This is a genomic window from Octadecabacter dasysiphoniae (assembly GCF_021532615.1).
In the GTDB taxonomy this organism is placed as follows: Bacteria; Pseudomonadota; Alphaproteobacteria; order Rhodobacterales; family Rhodobacteraceae; genus Octadecabacter; species Octadecabacter dasysiphoniae.
On sequence record NZ_JAKGAQ010000001.1, the window covers coordinates 687,697 to 705,937 of the forward strand.

General features: G+C 58.4%; 20 protein-coding genes. 10 read left to right on the plus strand and 10 right to left on the minus strand.

The window, feature by feature from the left end:
• Positions 1-2: 2 nt before the first annotated feature.
• Positions 3-326 carry an arsenate reductase family protein gene (locus tag L0664_RS03395; RefSeq protein WP_235224887.1) on the plus strand — a complete coding sequence of 108 codons (324 nt, stop codon included), beginning with the start codon at positions 3-5 and terminating at the stop codon, positions 324-326.
• On the plus strand, positions 326-691 hold the full coding sequence (locus L0664_RS03400; protein WP_235224217.1) for a hypothetical protein: 366 nt from the start codon (positions 326-328) through the stop codon (positions 689-691). Before L0664_RS03395 ends, L0664_RS03400 begins: the two co-directional genes overlap by 1 nt.
• Here L0664_RS03400 and L0664_RS03405 read toward each other — a convergent pair.
• The 7 genes from L0664_RS03405 to L0664_RS03435 all read right to left on the minus strand — a co-directional run bounded on the left by L0664_RS03405 (position 688) and on the right by L0664_RS03435 (position 6,753).
• A complete protein-coding gene (locus L0664_RS03405; protein WP_235224218.1) occupies positions 688-1,221 on the minus strand; it encodes a DoxX family protein in 534 nt (177 codons plus the stop codon). The two genes, L0664_RS03400 and L0664_RS03405, sit on opposite strands and share 4 nt — an antisense overlap.
• Before the next feature lie 11 nt (positions 1,222-1,232).
• A complete protein-coding gene (locus L0664_RS03410; protein WP_235224219.1) occupies positions 1,233-1,967 on the minus strand; it encodes an HvfC/BufC N-terminal domain-containing protein in 735 nt (244 codons plus the stop codon).
• Positions 1,964-2,809, minus strand: coding sequence for an MNIO family bufferin maturase (gene bufB / locus L0664_RS03415; RefSeq protein WP_235224220.1), 846 nt, complete (start codon positions 2,807-2,809; stop codon positions 1,964-1,966). The genes L0664_RS03410 and bufB overlap by 4 nt, the downstream gene beginning before the upstream one ends.
• Positions 2,810-2,891: 82 nt before the next feature.
• A complete protein-coding gene (locus tag L0664_RS03420; RefSeq protein ID WP_235224221.1) occupies positions 2,892-3,191 on the minus strand; it encodes a BufA1 family periplasmic bufferin-type metallophore in 300 nt (99 codons plus the stop codon).
• A 211-nt stretch (positions 3,192-3,402) separates the two neighbouring features.
• A complete protein-coding gene (gene thrS, locus L0664_RS03425) occupies positions 3,403-5,349 on the minus strand; it encodes a threonine--tRNA ligase (RefSeq protein WP_235224222.1) in 1,947 nt (648 codons plus the stop codon).
• A 222-nt stretch (positions 5,350-5,571) separates the two neighbouring features.
• Positions 5,572-5,997 carry an MAPEG family protein gene (locus tag L0664_RS03430; protein WP_235224223.1) on the minus strand — a complete coding sequence of 142 codons (426 nt, stop codon included), beginning with the start codon at positions 5,995-5,997 and terminating at the stop codon, positions 5,572-5,574.
• 12 nt (positions 5,998-6,009) lie between these two features.
• Positions 6,010-6,753, minus strand: coding sequence for an ArsR/SmtB family transcription factor (locus L0664_RS03435; protein WP_235224224.1), 744 nt, complete (start codon positions 6,751-6,753; stop codon positions 6,010-6,012).
• 105 nt (positions 6,754-6,858) lie between these two features.
• Between L0664_RS03435 and L0664_RS03440 the strand changes: the two genes are divergently transcribed.
• From L0664_RS03440 to L0664_RS03455, 4 genes are all read left to right on the plus strand, one after another.
• The gene (locus L0664_RS03440; protein ID WP_235224225.1) at positions 6,859-7,617 is read left to right on the plus strand and encodes an alpha/beta fold hydrolase; all 759 of its coding nucleotides are present in this window, start codon (positions 6,859-6,861) and stop codon (positions 7,615-7,617) included.
• Between the two features lie 133 nt (positions 7,618-7,750).
• Positions 7,751-9,094: an MFS transporter gene (locus tag L0664_RS03445; protein WP_235224226.1), complete on the plus strand. Its 1,344-nt coding sequence runs from the start codon at positions 7,751-7,753 to the stop codon at positions 9,092-9,094.
• On the plus strand, positions 9,084-9,941 hold the full coding sequence (locus L0664_RS03450) for an alpha/beta hydrolase (protein ID WP_235224227.1): 858 nt from the start codon (positions 9,084-9,086) through the stop codon (positions 9,939-9,941). Before L0664_RS03445 ends, L0664_RS03450 begins: the two co-directional genes overlap by 11 nt.
• A 72-nt stretch (positions 9,942-10,013) precedes the next feature.
• Positions 10,014-10,724, plus strand: a complete 711-nt coding sequence (locus L0664_RS03455) for an alpha/beta fold hydrolase (protein ID WP_235224228.1) — start codon at positions 10,014-10,016, stop codon at positions 10,722-10,724.
• On the opposite strand, the gene L0664_RS03460 is transcribed toward L0664_RS03455, so the two are convergent.
• Together L0664_RS03460 and phaZ are read right to left on the minus strand one after the other, a co-directional pair.
• On the minus strand, positions 10,721-11,296 hold the full coding sequence (locus L0664_RS03460; RefSeq protein ID WP_235224229.1) for a DUF6151 family protein: 576 nt from the start codon (positions 11,294-11,296) through the stop codon (positions 10,721-10,723). The two genes, L0664_RS03455 and L0664_RS03460, sit on opposite strands and share 4 nt — an antisense overlap.
• Positions 11,293-12,570: a polyhydroxyalkanoate depolymerase gene (phaZ, locus tag L0664_RS03465; protein ID WP_235224230.1), complete on the minus strand. Its 1,278-nt coding sequence runs from the start codon at positions 12,568-12,570 to the stop codon at positions 11,293-11,295. The genes L0664_RS03460 and phaZ overlap by 4 nt, the downstream gene beginning before the upstream one ends.
• A 154-nt stretch (positions 12,571-12,724) precedes the next feature.
• Here phaZ and phaC point away from each other — a divergent pair, with 154 nt between their 5' ends.
• From phaC to L0664_RS03485, 4 genes are all read left to right on the plus strand, one after another.
• Positions 12,725-14,530: a class I poly(R)-hydroxyalkanoic acid synthase gene (phaC, locus tag L0664_RS03470; RefSeq protein WP_235224231.1), complete on the plus strand. Its 1,806-nt coding sequence runs from the start codon at positions 12,725-12,727 to the stop codon at positions 14,528-14,530.
• A 204-nt stretch (positions 14,531-14,734) separates the two neighbouring features.
• Entirely contained in the window at positions 14,735-15,184 is a 450-nt protein-coding gene (locus L0664_RS03475) for a Phasin (RefSeq protein WP_235224232.1), read from the plus strand.
• Between the two features lie 182 nt (positions 15,185-15,366).
• The gene (gene phaR / locus L0664_RS03480) at positions 15,367-15,927 is read left to right on the plus strand and encodes a polyhydroxyalkanoate synthesis repressor PhaR (protein WP_235224233.1); all 561 of its coding nucleotides are present in this window, start codon (positions 15,367-15,369) and stop codon (positions 15,925-15,927) included.
• An 88-nt stretch (positions 15,928-16,015) separates the two neighbouring features.
• Positions 16,016-16,978 carry a LysR family transcriptional regulator gene (locus tag L0664_RS03485; protein ID WP_235224234.1) on the plus strand — a complete coding sequence of 321 codons (963 nt, stop codon included), beginning with the start codon at positions 16,016-16,018 and terminating at the stop codon, positions 16,976-16,978.
• On the opposite strand, the gene L0664_RS03490 is transcribed toward L0664_RS03485, so the two are convergent.
• Complete coding sequence (locus L0664_RS03490) at positions 16,975-18,156, minus strand: DegT/DnrJ/EryC1/StrS family aminotransferase (RefSeq protein ID WP_235224235.1); 1,182 nt, start codon at positions 18,154-18,156, stop codon at positions 16,975-16,977. The genes L0664_RS03485 and L0664_RS03490 overlap by 4 nt on opposite strands.
• Between the last annotated feature and the right edge of the window lie 85 nt (positions 18,157-18,241).

The window sequence follows — 18,241 nt, forward strand, 5'->3', positions numbered from 1 at the left end:
AGATGCGGTTCTTTGGTCTAAAAACATGCGATACTTGTCGCAAGGCGCTTAAATCTTTGGCACCGCGCGAGGTCGAGGTGATCGATGTGCGCAGCGACGGGATCAGCGATGCAGACCGCGCCGCGATTTTGGACGCTTTCGGTGCGGCGGCGTTGAACACCCGATCAACCACGTGGCGGGGCCTGTCTGAGGTAGAGCGCGCCCGTGATCCCGCCGAATTGTTGGCCGACCACCCGACATTGATGAAACGCCCCGTGATTGAGGCGAATGGCACGTGGTATCAGGGCTGGACGCCCGATGTGCGCGCCGCAATAGGAGTAGAATAATGCGAAACGCAGCAGGGGTCTTGGGCCTGATCGCCGGATTTATCGGCATTTTTGTAGGGCTGTTCGGGTTCGGTTGGGTCGAATTGACCCGCGAGGTGCCCGAGGCGGGCCAGTTGGGGTTGTTTGAAAACCCCGGTTTTGTGCAATTCGCCAGCTTTATCGCGCCATTGTTGTGCATCGCGGGCGGGGCCATGGCCAAGTCGCGTGCGCTGTGGGGTGGCATCGCGATGCTTTTGGGGGCGGCGGCGTTTTACTTTGCGTTCGGGTTCAATGTGGCGACGATGTTCCCCATCGGGTTTGCCGGGCTTGGCGGGCTATTGGCCATCGCCGCCGGAAAACCGGATGAGGAAAAAGCCCACTTTTAGCGGTTGCGCGACAACAGGCGATCCACGGACAGTGGCCCTGCGCCCTTGAGGACAAGTGTGACCAGCAGAAGCACCCAGAACGCGCGCTGATCCAGGATCGTGCCGGTTGGCAGGCCGTCAAACCATGCGCCAAGGGTTTCGGCGTGTTCGATCCCGCCGTGGCCATAAAGGTCTGTCAGGGATTGCACGATCACAAAGCCGATCATGCCGAAGGCGGCGAAGCGGGTGAAGAGGCCGATGACGATCAGGAACGGCAGGATGAATTCTGCCAATGTGCCCGCAACCACAACGGCCCAGTGAAAGATGGACATTTGCGAAATGTCATAGGCCACGGCCTCCATCGCTTTGGGGAAGATCTGTGCATAGCCGCCGACGCCCGGGGTGAACGGTGAGCCGTCAAATTTCGTGAGGCCCGAGTTCCAGAAGTAAAACATCAATGTTGCGGCGAACACGAAGCGCGCGAGCGTGGGCAGGATGCTGTCCGCTGATGCGTTGAGGGTTTGGGCTGTGCGGTCATAAAGGGCGATCATTGGGTATTCTTTCAGGTCTGTATTGAAATCAAGGCGTTGCGGGACAGGAGGAGGCCGAGGAGTGTGCCGAGATCAAAATCAGCGCCACCGTGGCGCAGGGCAGCACCGAGGGGGTCCCCCGCTATCAAGGCCGCCAGAACCGCCGCCTGTTGAGGCGTGAGGGCATCAACGGCGGGGTCAAATTCGGGCCGAGTGATAAGGGTTGGTTGTGCGGATTTCGACACCTCGCCGCCATGGGTGTTGGCCCACCAGATGGAATGCAGCGGGTATTTGGACGCGATCAGATGCACTGAGGGGGCGAAGGTAAACGTCACGTTTGGCAGGGTGTCAGGTGCGATCTGGCCCAAAGCATCGGGGGCCATAGGGGTAGCATCCGCGGCGTGGTAGCTGTGACGCAGGGCGAGTTCGAGGCGTGCGACGTCGGGCAAATACGGAACCGATTGCGCGGGGGCGAAGGCGGCCAGAAAGTCCGGCATGTCGCTGCCATAAAACATCATCACGGGCGATGTGGGCGGGTGGGCGCGCAGGTAAACCCCTGCCATCGCGCGGAAAAAATCGGTCCCGACCAGTTTGTTCACCACGGGAAACGCGGTTTCCAATGCGTCGGTCAGGCTGACGGCGACGTTGTTGCGGTAGACGTCAAACCGTTTGGTGGCTTGTACGCCATCAGGGTTGCGCAGGCCATCGGGTGGCGGGCTGGACGGGTCCAGCAGGGCTGTGCGGAACTGTGTTTGTGTGGTGATCATGTGAGGGCCAATGCAGTTTCTGCGCGTTTGGTTTCCTCAACCAGTACGGCCCATTCGGGAACGTCGGTGTCCCATTCGATCAACAACGGTTTTGGCCCCGATTTGGCAAGGGTGTAGCCCAGCAGCGCCCAAACAGGGTCCACCACGTGCGCGCCGTGGCTGTCAATCAGCAGGGGCGCGCCTGTTTCGTCCTCGTCCTCATCATGACCGCCGAGGTGGATTTCCCCCACATGATCAAGGGGGTAGGCGTCTATGTATTCTTGCGGCGAATAGCCGAGGTTGGTGGCGCTGACGAAGACGTTGTTTACATCCAGCAGCAACCCACAGCCGGTGCGCGCTGCGATCTCTGCTAGGAAATCAGTTTCGCTCATGTCGGATTCCGCAAAGGCCAAATAGCTGGACGGGTTTTCCAGCAGCATCTGGCGGCCAAGCGTGGATTGGACTTCGTCGATATGATCGGCCACGCGTTTCACCGTTGCTTGCGTGTAGGGCAGGGGCAGCAGATCGTTCAGGAAGGCGCTGTCATGGGTGGACCACGCGAGGTGTTCGCTAAAGCTGGCGGGGTTTAGCCAGTCACACAGGGTCTTCAAACGCGCCAGATGATCGGCATCAAGGCGGCCTTCGCCACCGATGCTGAGCCCGACGCCGTGGACGGAAAACGGGAATTTTTCGGACAAATGGCGCAGCTGCGCGAGGGGGCGGCCGCCCATCCCCATGTAGTTTTCGGCATGAATTTCGAGCCAGCCGACGGGCCCCGCATCCGCCATGATGTCATTGAAATGTTGGGCTTTATAGCCGACGCCGGGCGTGTGGGGCAGGGATTTGCGAGTGGCGTCTAGCATGGGGCACCTGTATCAATGGGGTAGATATGTTGACGCCCACCCTAATGTGGATGGGCGTCTTTGTAGAGTGGTTTGGGATGGCTTAGCCAGCCATGTCGCGGTCAAGCTCTTCCAAGGAACCCATGCGCTCAACGCCGTCCATGCCGTCGATCATTGTTGTTTCGCATGTGCCAGCTGGAACGAATGTCCAAGCGTTGCCCTGATAATCAACTGTGGATGTACCGGCGCATGTTGTGCCCGGGCCCGCTGCGCAGTCGTTTTCGCCAGCAAGGGAAATGCCGTAGCACTTTTCGTTGGATTGTGCGTGTGCGGCTGTGGACAGACCAGCGATTGCTGTTGCGACGGATGCTGCGAGGGCGAGGGTTGTTGTTGTCTTGGACATGATATGAATTCCTGTTGTTCAGTTGCAGATTAGCGCCGTCATTGGCGACTGAGGACACCTTATGTCGGGGGGGGCTTAACAAGCTATTCACAGCGCCGTGCATCGCGTGTGCGTTATCGCCCGTTAGAACGTAGCTGATGCTAAGGCGCTGAAAACAAAGGCCCGCCCCTTTTTGAGGGACGGGCCTGTAACACGCATCTGCGCTGGAATGTTACAAAAGGTCGGGTGGTGTGGCCGATTTTTGCAGTTCTTCCACGATGGCATCCAAAGATGTTACAGAAGTCTGCTTTTCGCCAAGGCGGCGCACGGACACGGTGCGTTCTTCGACCTCGCGCGCGCCGCACGCAAGGATGATTGGAACCTTGCCGACCGAGTGTTCGCGGACCTTATAGTTGATTTTTTCATTGCGGATGTCGGCCTCGGCGCGCACGCCTGCGGCCTTTAGTGCTGCGACCACGTCATGCACGTAGTCATCGGCGTCCGAAATAATCGACGCCACGACAACCTGCCGCGGGGCCAGCCAGAACGGCAGTTTGCCTGCGTGTTCTTCGATCAGGATGCCAATGAACCGTTCGAACGATCCCAGCAGGGCGCGGTGCAACATAACTGGGCGGTGCTTTTCGCCGTCCGCGCCGATGTAGCTTGCGTCCAGCCGTTCGGGCAGGACGAAATCCACCTGGTGGGTGCCACACTGCCAATCGCGCCCGATTGCGTCTGTCAGCACGAATTCGAGCTTTGGGCCGTAAAACGCGCCTTCGCCGGGGTTCAGGGTTGGTTCAATAGCTGCGGCGCGTGTCGCCTTGAGCAGCGCGGCTTCCGCTTTGTCCCAGACCTCATCACTGCCGGCGCGCTTTTCAGGGCGGTCGGAGAATTTGATGCTGAAGTCTTCAAACCCGAGGTCTTTATACACCTCGGACAGGAAGGTGATGAACTGCGCTGTTTCCTCTTCGATCTGGTCTTCTGTGCAGAAAATATGCGCGTCGTCTTGGGTGAAGCCGCGCACGCGCATAATGCCGTGCAGCGCCCCTGAGGGCTCGTAACGGTTGCACGATCCAAATTCTGCCATACGCAGCGGCAGGTCGCGATATGACTTAAGCCCTTGATTATAAATTAAAACATGGCAAGGGCAATTCATCGGCTTTAGCGCGTTGACCGCTTTTTCACGGGCATGTTCTTCGTCGACTTCAACGATGAACATGTGATCTTGGTACTTCTCCCAGTGGCCGGAGGCCTCCCAGAGTTTTCTATCAACTACCTGAGGGGTGTTAACTTCGACATAACCACCCGCGCGCTGTTTGCGGCGCATGTAGTCTTGTAGGGTTGTGAAAATGTGCCAGCCGTTGGGGTGCCAGAAGATCTGGCCGGGGGCCTCTTCTTGCATGTGGAACAGATCCATTTCGCGGCCCAGTTTGCGGTGGTCGCGTTTGGCCGCTTCTTCGAGCATGTTCATGTGCGCGCGCAGCTGTTCCTTGTTCTGGAACGCGACACCATAGATGCGCTGCAACATGGCGCGGTCACTATCGCCGCGCCAATACGCACCTGCGATGGACATCAGTTTCCATGAATCGCCCGGCACCTGGCCTGTGTTTTGCAAATGCGGACCACGGCACAAATCCTGCCAGTCGCCATGCCAGTACATGCGCAGGTCTTCGTTGCCCGGGATGCTTTCGATCAGTTCGACTTTGTAGGGTTCGCCCTTGTTTTCATAGTGTTTGATCGCTGCGTCACGGTCCCAGACCTCGGTGCGGATTTCGTCGCGCTTGTTGATGATTTCCTTCATCTTCTTTTCGATGGTGGCCAGATCGTCGGGTGTGAAGGGTTCTTTGCGATCAAAATCGTAGTACCAGCCATCTTTGATGACAGGGCCGATTGTGACTTGTGTATCGGGCCAGATTTCCTGCACCGCGCGCGCCATGATATGGGCGAGGTCATGGCGGATCAGTTCCAGCGCGGGGGCTTCGTCTTTCATGGTGTTGATGGCGATGCTTGCGCTGGCGTTGATGGGCCACTGCATATCCCAGTGTTCACCGTCCACGGTGGCGCTGATTGCCTTTTTGGCAAGCGATGTGGCGATAGATGCGGCCACGTCAGCAGGGGTTACGCCAGCGTCATAGTCGCGTGAATTGCCATCGGGAAATGTAAGGGAGATTTGGGCCATCTTGGGCTCCTCGTCAGTTTGACGCCTACGAAGCGTCCGGTTGCGGGTTATGTTCGCTGCCTTGTCGCCGATTGGGAATACTGCGTCAAGACTGCGGATTTGGCGATATGGGTTTGGTATGGGTCCGGTATGGGTCTGGTATGGGTGAGTGCTGGGCACAAAAAGGCGCGGCCCGCTAAGGTGCGGACCACGCTGGATAAAACGCTGATTTGGGATTTTGGCTTAGGCGGCGGCGAAGACCGAATAGGCCATGATCAAGGTGCAGACCCATCCGGCGGTAAAAATCAGCGGGCGGACGGGCATAAGCGCGAGGCCGGAAATGTAGCCAATGGCATGGGCGACGCGCAGCCAGAAAAACGCGATGGCCGTCCAGTAGGTGAGGGCGGTGAACCCATCGAGCCGGTCAATGATCAGCACCAGCACCGCGAAGGGAAACGCCTGTTCCAGCAAATTCATATGCGCGCGAAACGCCCGTGCGATCCAATCGGGCATCAGATGAATGTTGTGGGGGCGAATGAAGCCATCTGGCGCGCCTTCCGGCAGATCGCCTTCTTTCAAATTGGCAGAGCCGACGATGAAAGGAATCCACAGCGAGGCCGCGAGGATCATCAGGCAGGTGAGAATGCCGAGTTCGGTTGGAAAATCCATGTGTCGTGCCCCCTACATCGCCGCCTTGAGCGGTTCACCCGTCTCAAGGAAGGATTTGAGGGACGCGGCGAGGCGGGCCCAGCCTTCGGCAAAGCCATCCTGGCCCGGTGCCATGTCGTAGTGTTCGATCGTCAGCTTGCAGGTGTCGCCTTGGGGTTCGATCAAGTAAACCATGTGGCTGGGCGGGGCGTCGGGGCCCATGAACAGCGGTTCAAACGTCATGGCGATTTTGGATTTCGGATCAAGCGCGGTGGTGACCTGGCGCAACATTGCTTCGCCGTGGGGAAGGATGAATGTCGTGGCGTCGCCGACCTTGGCGTTGCCTTGCACGGTGTTGCAGGCAAAGTGATAGCGCGCCATGTCATCGGCTTGCGTCAGTGCATCCCAAAGGGCGTCTTGGGTGCAGCGGATAAACGTTTGCATCATGAAATCGGGTTTCGACATATTGGTGTCCTTTTCAAGTTTGGTTTTCAAATCGGAGAGGGCTTTGGCCTGTGGTTGCAAAAACGGGGCGACCCAGCGGTCCATCAGGTCCTGCAAAGGCAGCGCGTTGAGGTAGTGGTGTTTGAAGCGACCAGACTTGCGGGTGACGATCAGGTTTGCGTCCTCCAACAGGTTCAGGTGTTTCATCACGCCAAAGCGTGTCATTTCGAGCGCGGCTTCGAGTTCAGTCAGGGTTTGGCCGTCTTGTGTGCGCAAGGCATCCAGAAGGGCGCGGCGGGTCGGATCGGCGAGGGCTTTGAAAATGGGTTCCATGGGGGCTTTATATGTGAGTATTTAGTCACGTGACAATAGTGTAACGTGATTTACCTAACCGCACGGCTGCGCTAGGGTGCGGGGAAACTAGCCTAGGGGATTGAAATGGTTGAAAGACTTCATACCGCGCAGGACCGCGATATTGCCTACCATCTGACGCCCGGTGCGGGGCCGACGGTCGTGTTTTTGGGCGGGTTCAAGTCTGACATGTGCGGATCCAAGGCGGTTTTCCTTGAAAACTGGGCCCGTGATTCTGGCCGCGCTTTTTTGCGGTTTGACTATTCGGGCCATGGGCAAAGCAGCGAAGCGTTCGAGGATGGCTGTATTGGCGATTGGTTTGAAGACGCAGTGGCCGCGCTGGGCCTGATCGAGGGGCCCGTGGTGCTGGTTGGATCATCCATGGGTGGCTGGATCGCGCTGCAAATCGCGCGCGCGATGCCTGAAAAGGTTGCAGGGTTGGTCGGGATCGCGACTGCACCGGATTTTACCGAAGACGGGTTTTGGGCGGGCTTTAGCGATGCCCAAAAAGCAGAGCTGGAAAGCGCGGGCCGTGTGGCCGTGCCATCGGAATACGGCGATCCCTACATCATCACCAAGCGGTTGATCGAAGAGGGGCGCGCGCGGTTGGTAATGCGCACGCCGCTGCCCTTGCCATTCGCGGTGCGGTTTTTGCAAGGGACGGCGGATACATCGGTGACGACACAGACCGCGATACGCCTGCTGGAACACGCCGACAGCCCCGACATGCGCCTGACATTGGTGGACGGGGCGGATCATTCGTTTTCTGACGCGCGGTGTTTGCCGCTGATTGTCAGCGCGATAAACGATGTGCTTGCGCCTGCGGCGGGCGGGGCTGGGGGCTAGCCCCCGTCCTGCGGACTCCCCCAGAATATTTAAGAAGCTCAGACGAGGGGCGGGCCTGTGACCCAACGTTTGGTTAGGGAATTATGGGGTCGCGTGGCTAGGGTCTGACAAACGCGCATCGGGAGGGCACGGCATGGCATTATCTTTGGGACAAAAGGCAGGTTGGGGGCTGGCGGACATGGGCGTTGTCGTCTTTGTCGTGGTCAAACAGCTGTTGGTGTTTGCCTATCTGACATCCGTGCTGGGCGTTCCGGTTGAGATTGCGGGGATGGCGACGACGGGGGTTTTGGTGTTCGACATGATTACTGATCCGCTGGTTGGCTATCTGAGCGACAAGACCCACACCCGTTGGGGCCGCCGCGCGCCGTGGATGATTGCGGGCGCGGTTGTGATGTGTGTCGGCATGGTGGGGCTGTTTTCTGTGCCAGCCGGATTGATCGGTGTGGCCGCGTTGCCCTGGGTTTTGGGGTTTTTCATGATTGCGACGCTTGGGTTTACGATGGTGGCTATTCCTTACGGTGCCATGGCTGGAGAGATCACGCAGGACGGGCGTGAACGATCAGCCATGACCGCGTGGCGCATGGGGTTCGCGTCTGTCGGGATTTTGGTGGGCGGTGCGTTGATCCCCGGGATTGCGGCCGGATCAGGGTATTCCGTGGCCGCGCTGACGGTGACGCCATTGATCATCGGGGCGATCTGGATGTCGGTGTTTGCCACCCGCCGCGCGCCCAAGATCGAAACCCCGTCAAGCGTGAGCCCTGTGCGCATGATGTCATTGGTGTTTTCCAACCGCGCCTTTGTGATGCTGGCGGTGCTGTATGGTGTGATGACACTGGCGATTGCGTTGATCACCGCGGGCCTGCCGTTTGCGGCGATTTATCTGGTGGTGGACACGGGCGATACACCACTGTCGGGTGCGGCCAAAGCGCTGAGCGTGCTGAGCCTGATGTTTGCGTCCTTTACGGTCGGGTCGATCCTGAGCCAGGCTGGGTGGGTGTTTGCATCCGCGCGCCTTGGCAAGTTAGGGGCGTTGGTGCTGGGTCTTTGCCTATATATTGTGTTGTTGTTCGGGCTGTATTCGGTTTTGCCATCTGTCAATGTGACGGCTGTGGCGGGGATGTTTGTGTTGGCGGGGATGACCAACGGGTCGTATCAGCAGATCCCTTGGGCGATGTATCCGGACCTGATGGATGTGACGCGCCGCGACACCGGTGAGGCGATTGAGGGCGCGTTTTCGGCCATCTGGTTGTTTGGGCAAAAGGCGGCGAATGCCTTTGCGCCCCTGATACTGGGCACGATTTTGGGCGCATATGGTTGGGTTGAAACGACTGCCGGTGTGGCAGAGCAGCCCGCCGCGGCGCTGGGCGCGTTGCACTGGGCCGTGACGCTGGTGCCGGCGGGGATTTTGGCGCTGGCGATTGTCGGGTTGATCGCGTTGTATCGACCCTTAGAGCGGAGGGCGTTGCATGTTGCCTGAACTGGCTGACCTTGAAGGATGGATGGCCGCGCAAGAGGCGGCTGTTGGCGGTGTGCGGCCCGGATGTGCGCGCCAGATTGTGTGGCACGACGGGGTGCAACAGACGGATATTGCGCTGGTCTATATTCACGGGTTTTCAGCGACAGGGGCCGAGGTGCGCCCGCTGCCCGATCTGGTGGCCAAGGCGCTGGGCGCGAACATCTATTTCGCCCGCCTGACGGGGCACGGGCAGGGCGGCGCCGCGATGGGGCGCGCGCGATTGCCCGATTGGGAACGGGACGTAGATGAGGCCTTGGCGATTGGTGCGGCGTTGGGCCGTGAGGTGATTGTTATGGGCTGTTCCACCGGATGCACGTTGTTGACGACAGCCCTGGCGCGCGGTGCCAAGGCCAAGGGCGTTGTGCATGTGTCACCGAATTACGGGCTGCGCCATATGCTGGCGCATGGGTTGTTGCAGATGCCAGCGGTGCGCAGTTGGGGGCCGTTTCTGGTAGGCAAGGAGCGGTCGTTTGATCCGATTTCGGACACCCATGCTGCGTTGTGGACTGTGAAATATGACACGCAGGCGGTGTTCACGATGGCGGATGCGGTGCGCGCCGCCATGGCGAGCCGGATTGAGGCGATCACCACCCCTGCCTATTTCGCCTTTTGTGAGGACGATCAGGTTGTCAGCCCCGCCAAGACCCGCCGTGTGATGGCGCGGTGGGGTGGCGATGTGGCTGAGGACATTCTGGTGCAGGGCCCGCAGGACGATAAAATGGGGCATGTGATGGCGGGGGATGTGTTTAGCCCCGCCCAAACCGCCCCGTTGGCGAGCCGTATCATTGGCTGGGCCAGACAGCTGTAGATTGGGCTTGCGTCTGGGGCGCTGCCATGAACAATCAGGGCAACCGTAATCCCAATTTATGCAAAGGCAGTCATGGCAGAACCCCTCGTCCTTTTGCCAGGTATGATGTGTGACGCACGTGTTTGGGCGACGCAGCTGACTGTGCTGAGCTATGAGCGCCCGGTGACCATCGCGCCCGTCTGCACAGGCGACCGGATCGAAGAAATCGCATCCGGTCTATTGTCATCCTTGCCAGCGAAATTCGCGCTGTGTGGGCATGGAATGGGCGGCGTTATCGCGCTGGAGCTGTTTCGCCGCGCGCCGGAACGGGTGATCCGGCTGGCGTTGATTGGCACCAACCCGTTGTCTGACACCCCACAAGAGGCCGCGGACCGTGAACCGCGTATGATTGGCGCGAAATCGGGGCGGTTTGAACAGATGCTGGAGCGTGAAATTTTGCCCCGTCATGTGGGCGGTGGGCCGCTGCGCGCGCAGGCCATCGCGGATATGAACGAAATGGCGCTGTCACTAGGTGCGGATGTGTTTGCGCGTCAGGAACGTGCGATGCAGCGGCGGCGCGACCAGCAGGGTACGCTGCGCCGGATCACCCAGCCGACACTGGTTTTGGCCGGGTCCGAAGACCAGGTCGTGCCGCTGAAACGTCAGGAATTTCTGGCCGAACTGATCCCATATGCCAAACTGGGCGTGTTGGAAGGGGTCGGGCATATGGCGATGCTGGAAGACCCCGAAGGCACCACAGAGGCGCTTTATGCGTGGATGCGCCAGCCGTTGGTGCTGCGTTAAAGCTGCGCTTGCGCGCGGTCTTCGTGGGTGAGGGGGCGCACCTGCGCAATCGGCTGTCCGTCATCATCAAAAAAGGGCGTATCGCGCCATGTGCCGGACAGGCGCGCGCTGATCGTGCGTTTGATAAAACCGCCCATAAACCCCAGCGCATTGGTATGGCCGCGTTTGCCATTTGGTTTTGGCACGAAGGCGTGGGCTTTGACGGGGCCGAGGGGCGCGGGATCTGCGATGCGATCCACCATAAAGCTGGCAAAGGCCCATTTGGGGCTGTTGAGCGTGTTGAACAGCGCGGTGTTGCAGCAGGGCGCAAACCAGCGGACGAGCTTTTCGCTTTTCCAAGTGAAGGCTGACAAGGTGTCGCCGCCTTGATGGAATGTCACGCGGTTGGGCGTGGTCTGAAAATAGCGCACGCCGTCTGGCCCGGGGTCAGCTTGGCCAAGCCAGACAATCGCGCGGCGGCAATCATCACAGTGGCATTGAACCTGTCCGCCCGCGCTGGGCGTGATGTCGTGCAAGAGGCCGTGGACCTTGCCGCATTGGCACGCAAAGGGGAGGTCCACGCCCACAGTCATTCAGCCGCGATGTTTTTATTGGCCGATTTGGCCTTTTTGGGCGCGCCGGAATTCGCATCGATGAAATCCAGAACCAGCGGGCGGATGTTGTTGCGCCAGCTTTTGCCCGCGAAGATACCGTAGTGGCCCGCGCCCGGTTCAAGGTGGCTGGCCTTTTTGGCGTCGGGAAGGCCTGTCAGAAGATCAAGTGCAGCAAGGCATTGGCCCGGCGCTGAGATATCATCTTTTTCGCCTTCGACGATTTTGACGGCGACGGTGGTGATCTTGCCGATGTCCACGGGCTTGCCTTCGACGGTAAAGGAATTCGTGGCGATTTCGCGGTTCTTAAAAATGCGCTGCACAGTCGAGAGGTAGAATTCAGCCGTCATATCCATCACGGCGAGGTATTCGTCATAGAATTTGTTGTGCTTGTCGTTGTCGGACGCATCGCCTTTGGCGACGGCCATGATCTGGTTTTGAAACGCTGTGGAATGGGTTTCGCTGTTCATTGAGATGAACGAGGCCAGTTGTAGAAGGCCGGGATATACCATGCGGCCCACGCCGGGGTATTTGAAACCGACGCGCTGGATCATCGTTTCTTCGAGCTGGCCCATGGTGACGGAACGGCCAAAGTCGGTGACTTCGGTGTGGTTGGCCTCTGGGTCGACGGGGCCGCCGATCAGGGTGAGGGAGCGCGGCTGTGCCTTTGGGTCTTGTTCGGCCAGATAGGCGGTGGCGGCGAGCGCCAGCGGAACGGGTTGGCACACGGCGATCACGTGGGTGTCAGGGCCGAGTTCGCGCATGAATTCAGCCAGATACAGCGTGTAATCTTCGACGTCGAATTTGCCCATGCTGACGGGGATGTCGCGGGCGTTGTGCCAATCGGTGATGTAGACTTCGCAATCGGGGAGCAGGGACACGACGGTTTTGCGCAGCAATGTCGCGTAGTGGCCCGACATCGGCGCGACCAACAGAACCTTGCGCGGGCGTTCGTGGCGGCCTGCGATGCGGAAATGGATCAGATCGCCGAACGGTTTTTCGACAACTTTGCGGGTGGATACGATGTGATCGCGCCCGTCTTCGGCTGTGACGCTGTCGATGTTCCAGTCGGGTTTGGCGACCATGCGTGCAAAGCTGCGTTCGGTCACTTCGCCCCAGGCGCGCATCATTTCCATGGCGGGGTTGGGCCACATGGCAACCGCCGGATACGAGGCCATGGCGCGCGCTGTCGCACCCATCCACTCGTTCGTGTTCCGCATGGTTTCCATAATGTCGTAAGTTGCCATATACTTCATCTGCTCGCCCTCAAGGCTGGTGCGTCTTAACCCGACCTTTTGGTCTTGAGGCGCGACGCGGTCGTTGCATTGACGAATCCCTGCTACACAGACAGGAGGGGCGTAAATGCTGCACCTGCACAATATACCTAATTATGAATAGGGCAACTGCGATATGACAAGTGATGGATCAACAAAAGATGAATCCCGCGATCCATCGGCTGCATTGCCCAAGCTAGAAGAAAACATGGCCCGCATTCAGGAACTGACACAGCGGCTGGTCGGGGCGATGTCCAATAAACGGTCCGTGCCCCAGGATTTGCAGGGCCCTGCGCCGGATTTATACGCCAAGGCATCGACGTCATATATGCATGATCTGGTGAACAATCCGTCCAAGATCATTGAACAGCAGGTCGGATATTGGGGCAAAACCCTGCAACATTTTGTGGATGCGCAACAGGCGTTGGCATCGGGCAAACTGGCCGCACCCGAGGATCACACGGCCACTGACAAGCGGTTCAAGAACCCGTTGTGGCAGTCCCACCCTTATTTCAATTTCCTTAAACAGCAGTACATGTTGAACGCCGAAGCGGTGGATAAAACCGTGGCCGGGCTTGACCTTGATCCTGCCGAAAAGCGCCGGATGGAATATTTCAGCAACCAGATTGTCGACATGCTGTCGCCCACCAATTTTCTGGCGACGAACCCTGATGCCCTGACCAAAGCCGTTGAAACAGAAGGCGAAAGCCTTGTGCGGGGGTTGGAAAACATGATCCACGATATGGAGGCCAACGACGGGGAGCTTGTTGTGTCCCTAGCGGATGAAACGGCGTTCACCGTGGGTAAGAATTTGGCCACGACACCCGGTGAGGTCGTGTTTCGCAATCATATGTTCGAGCTGATCCAATACACGCCGAGCACGGAAAAGGTTCATGAAACGCCGCTGATCGTGTTTCCGCCGTGGATCAACAAATTCTATATTCTGGATCTGAAAGAACAGAACAGCCTGATCAAATGGATCGTCGATCAGGGGTTCACGTTGTTTGTGGTGTCTTGGGTCAATCCTGACGCGACCTACCGCGACATCGCCATGACGGATTATGTAGAAGACGGGTATTTGACGGCGATTGAGACCGTGCGCGATATTTGTGGCGTCAAACAGGTGAATGCGGTGGGCTATTGCATCGCGGGCACCACGCTGAGCATGTCTTTGGCGGTGATGAAGGCGCGCGGGCTTGATTATGTGAAATCCGCCACGTTGTTCACCACGCTGACCGATTTTTCCGATCGCGGCGAGGTTGGCGTGTTTCTGGATGATGATTTCGTGGACGGGATCGAGGCGGAGGTGAACGAGGCCGGGTTCCTTGATAAGTTCTATATGAGCCGCACGTTCAGCTATCTGCGCAGCAATGATCTGATTTATCAGCCCGCGATCCGCAGCTACATGATGGGCGAGGCGCCCCCGGCGTTTGATTTGCTGTATTGGAACGGGGACGGGACGAACCTGCCCGGTAAGATGGCGGTGCAATACCTGCGCGGCCTGTGTCAGGACGACAAATTCGCCACGGACGGGTTTGACGTGGCAGGGATCAAAGCGCAGATCGGCGATGTTGATGTGCCGCTGTGCGCCATTGCGTGTGAAAGCGATCATATCGCGGCGTGGAAATCATCCTATCGCGGGGTTCAAAAGATGGGATCGAAGGACAAGACATTTATCTTGTCGGGGTCGGGCCATATCGCGGGCATCGTCAATCCGCCCGCCAAAAAGAAATACGGCCACTGGACGAACACGGACCTGAGCCTGTCGCCCGAAGACTGGCAGGCAGGGGCACAGGCCCATGAGGGGTCGTGGTGGCCGATGTGGGGCAAATGGCTGGCCAAAAAGTCAGGCAAGAAAATTGCTGCACGTGCACCGGGGTCGGAGTCGTATCCGTCGATTTCGCCTGCTCCGGGCCGTTATGTTCTGCGCGAAAAGGCGTAAATTTCTACACCCTATAGGCGAAAATTAGGGATTTTTCCCTGTGTTTGTTGGAATTCTGCAATGAATTCCGCAGCTTGACCCGCGCGTAATTTATTTATGCTGCAGCGCAGAAAAAACTTGAAATGCCGCAGTGCAGCATGTAGATAAGATGCAGATCAAGAAACGCCGTCACGATCCGGCACATAATTTCAAAGGAGCACCTCAATGGCTGCTAAGACACAAGATTTCACCGCCGTTATGAAAGACATGATGGGCGCATTCCCGGTCGACACAAAAGGCATGGAAGACGCATTCAAAACACAGACTGCATTGTCCGAGAAACTGTCCGCTGTTTCCTTGACTGCAGCACAGAAGTCCACAGACCTGTCCGCGAAGTGGGCACAGGACACACTGACAAAAATGACGTCGCTTTCCACTGCAAAAGCAGAGCCAGCTGACTACGCAAAGTCCGTAACAGACTTCGCATCTGCATCCGCAGAAGCCGCTGCAGAGCACATGGCTGCGTTCGCCGAGATCGCCAAATCCGTTCAGACAGAAACACTGGAACTGATGATGGCTGCTGGCAAAGACATGTCCGAGGACATGACCGCTGCTGCGAAAAAAGCACAGACAGAGATGACTGCTGCTGCAAAGAAAGCCACTGCTGCAAAGTAAGTGACTGATAAACCTCGCGTCTCCTCCTCCCTAGGGCGCTGAGAGTTAAAGAAACCGCACTGCGCCTCCCCGCAGTGCGGTTTTTCTTTGTGATAAGGCCAGTGGACTAAACTCTTCCCATTTGCGCACTTGCAGCATAGGCTTCTCTCTGCACTGCAACACAGCTCCGGGGAGGGCGCACGTTGGCCAACACATCACAGCCACTACTGATCAAGCGCTACGCAAGCCGTCGTCTTTATAACACCGAGACGTCCGATTACGTGACACTTGAAGACATCGCGACCTTCATCCGCGAGGGCCGTGAGGTGCAGATTGTTGATCTTAAATCGGGCGACGATCTAACCCGTCAGTATCTGTTGCAGATCATCGCGGAACACGAAAGCCGCGGCGAAAGCGTGCTGCCGGTCGATGTTTTGACCGATCTGGTGCGGTCTTACACGTCCCAGTCCATGTCCGTGGTGCCCCAGTTTCTTGCGCAGTCGTTCGAGATGCTGCAAGGCGGGCAATCCAAAATGATGGAAAACATGGGCGCGATGAACCCGCTGGCCAAGATGCCCGGATTTGACGCGATGAAGGCCCAGCAAGAGGCGTTCATGAAGGCTATGACCGGAGGCATGATGCCAACGGGTGGTCCGGCGGATGCGGCACCGGCCAAACCTGCGGAAAAATCCGATGAGGGGCTTGATGATATCAAGGCCGAATTGGCGGCGCTGCAAGAAAAGCTGTCAAAACTGGGGAAGTGATGCGGCTTTTGGTGGCGGTGTTTTTCAAAGGGCGGTGCGCTGTCGCAGTCGGCTGATTGGCGCGGGTCTTCGTGAGATAGGGGGGCGTATGGCCAATACATCCGGTAGGATTACTCTTTGGAATGTCGAAGTTTTTGTCGCCACCGCTGAGGAGGCGTCGATTTCTGCGGCGGCAAAGCGGTTGGAAACATCGCCCGCGACGGTGTCCCAGCAGGTTACATCGCTTGAAGGTGCGATCGGCACGTCATTGTTGAACAGATCCGCGCGCCCCGTGACATTGACCCCCGCGGGCGAGATGTTTTTGCGCCGCGCAAACACCATCCTGAACGAGGCCGAACAGGCGCGCGCCGAACTGGCGATGGCCGACCTGAGCCGCCTGATGCGTCTTCGCCTTGGAATGATTGAAGATTTCGATGCGGATGTGACGCCGCGACTGCTGGGCGATATGGGCGAGGAGCTGAAATCGTGTCAGTTTCTTCTTGAGACCGGGGCATCGCACCGTTTGTTTGATTTGCTGGACACCCGCGCGCTGGATGTGATCGTGGGCAGTGAAATCGGATCGTCTGCCGACTGGATGGAGGTCCATCCGTTGATGGAAGAACCCTTCGTCGCCGCCGTGCCTAAGGGTGTGTTGAAGGATGGCGATGTCGGGCGGCAATTGCGCCGGTTGCCGATGGTGCAATACACCACACGTCATCATATGGGCCGCGTGATTGCGGGACATCTGGCGCGCCAGAACCTGAACCTGAGCGCGAAATTCGAGCTTGATAGTTATCACGCAATTATGGCGATGGTCGCTGCGGGGGCAGGCTGGTCTATTCTGACGCCGCTGGGGTGGTTGCGCGCGGCACGGTTCCGCGATCAGGTTGATCTGGTCCCGCTGCCCTTTGAACCGCTGAGCCGCACGATTTCGCTGACTGCACGGCGGGGCGTGTTGGGCAAAATGCCAGCCCAAATGGCGGACCGGCTGCGCCCTGTTTTGCAGGAATTGATCGTCGGCCCCACGGTTGACCACGTGCCATGGCTGAAGGGCCAGATGAAGCTGCTTTAGGCGGCGTGTTGTTTCATCGCGTCGCTGGCAGATTGCATCAATACATCGGCAATGACATCGCAGTCCGCAAGCGACAGCCGCGCGGGCAGACGTACATCGCACGCCCGCATCAGCATTGCGCGGGTTTGCGGCAGATCAGGGGCTTTGCCCAGAAATTCCCAATTCCAGAAGGCGCGGGCGTTGTCCGTGCTTTGGCCGAAAATCTGCACCTTGAGGCCGCGGTTTTGGGCGGCACTGGCAAAGGCCTGCGCCTGCGCGTCTGTCATATCGACGAGATTGAACTGGATTGAATCCGGGGCGCGGATTTCACCGTCCAGCGGGGCAGGAACGTGTAACACGGGCGAGGTATTCAGGATCGCTGCGACGTGATCATGATTGCGGCGCCCATCAGACACGCGGCGCGCCAGTTCGGGCAATTGCGGGCGGATGATCGCGGCGGACAGATTGGACAGGCGCAAATTGTAAAGCGGCAGTTTGTTTTGCCAGCGTTCCATCGCGGCCGCCGGGACGCTGTGTTTCATCCAGGTGTGTTCGTATGCGCCCGACATGATGATCGCGCGGGCCACCAGATCGGCGTCGTCGGTGACCATGATCCCGCCTTCGCCCGCGTTGATCATTTTGTAGCTTTGAAAACTGAAACAGCCAATTTTCCCAAGGGTTCCAATGTTTTGCCCGTTCCATGTGGTGCCAAGGGAATGGGCCGCGTCTTCAATCAAGGGGACGTTTGCAGCGGCGCACAGGGCCATGATCGCATCCATGTCCGACGTGTGGCCACGCATGTGGCTGATCAGGACGGCGTCCGCATCGGGCAGTTTTGCGATGAAATCATCAATGTCGATGCGGTAGGTGTCGCTGCATTCCACCAGCACGGGCACGCAATCCGCATGAACGACCGAGGATGGCACTGCGGCAAAGGTAAAGGCGGGGATCAGGACGCGGGCCTTGGCAGGAAGATCGAGCGCCTTGAGGGACAAAAACAATGCCGCCGAACAGCTGGACACCGCAAGCGCGTAGGTGCTGCCCAACAGGGCGGCAAATTCCTGCTCAAGCAGGGCGACGGGGGCGTTTTCGGGGGCGGTGTAGCGGAACAGATCGGCGGTGCTCAGAAGGCGGGCGACGTCTTCCATGGCGGCGGATGGGATGGGTTCAGCGTTGTAAACATTGGGGATATCGCGCATGTTCATATTTCCTGAAATGTTATTTCAGGTTATCTAACATAAATGTCGCCATAAATCTATGGTGGATCCGGCGTGGGGGGCGGCG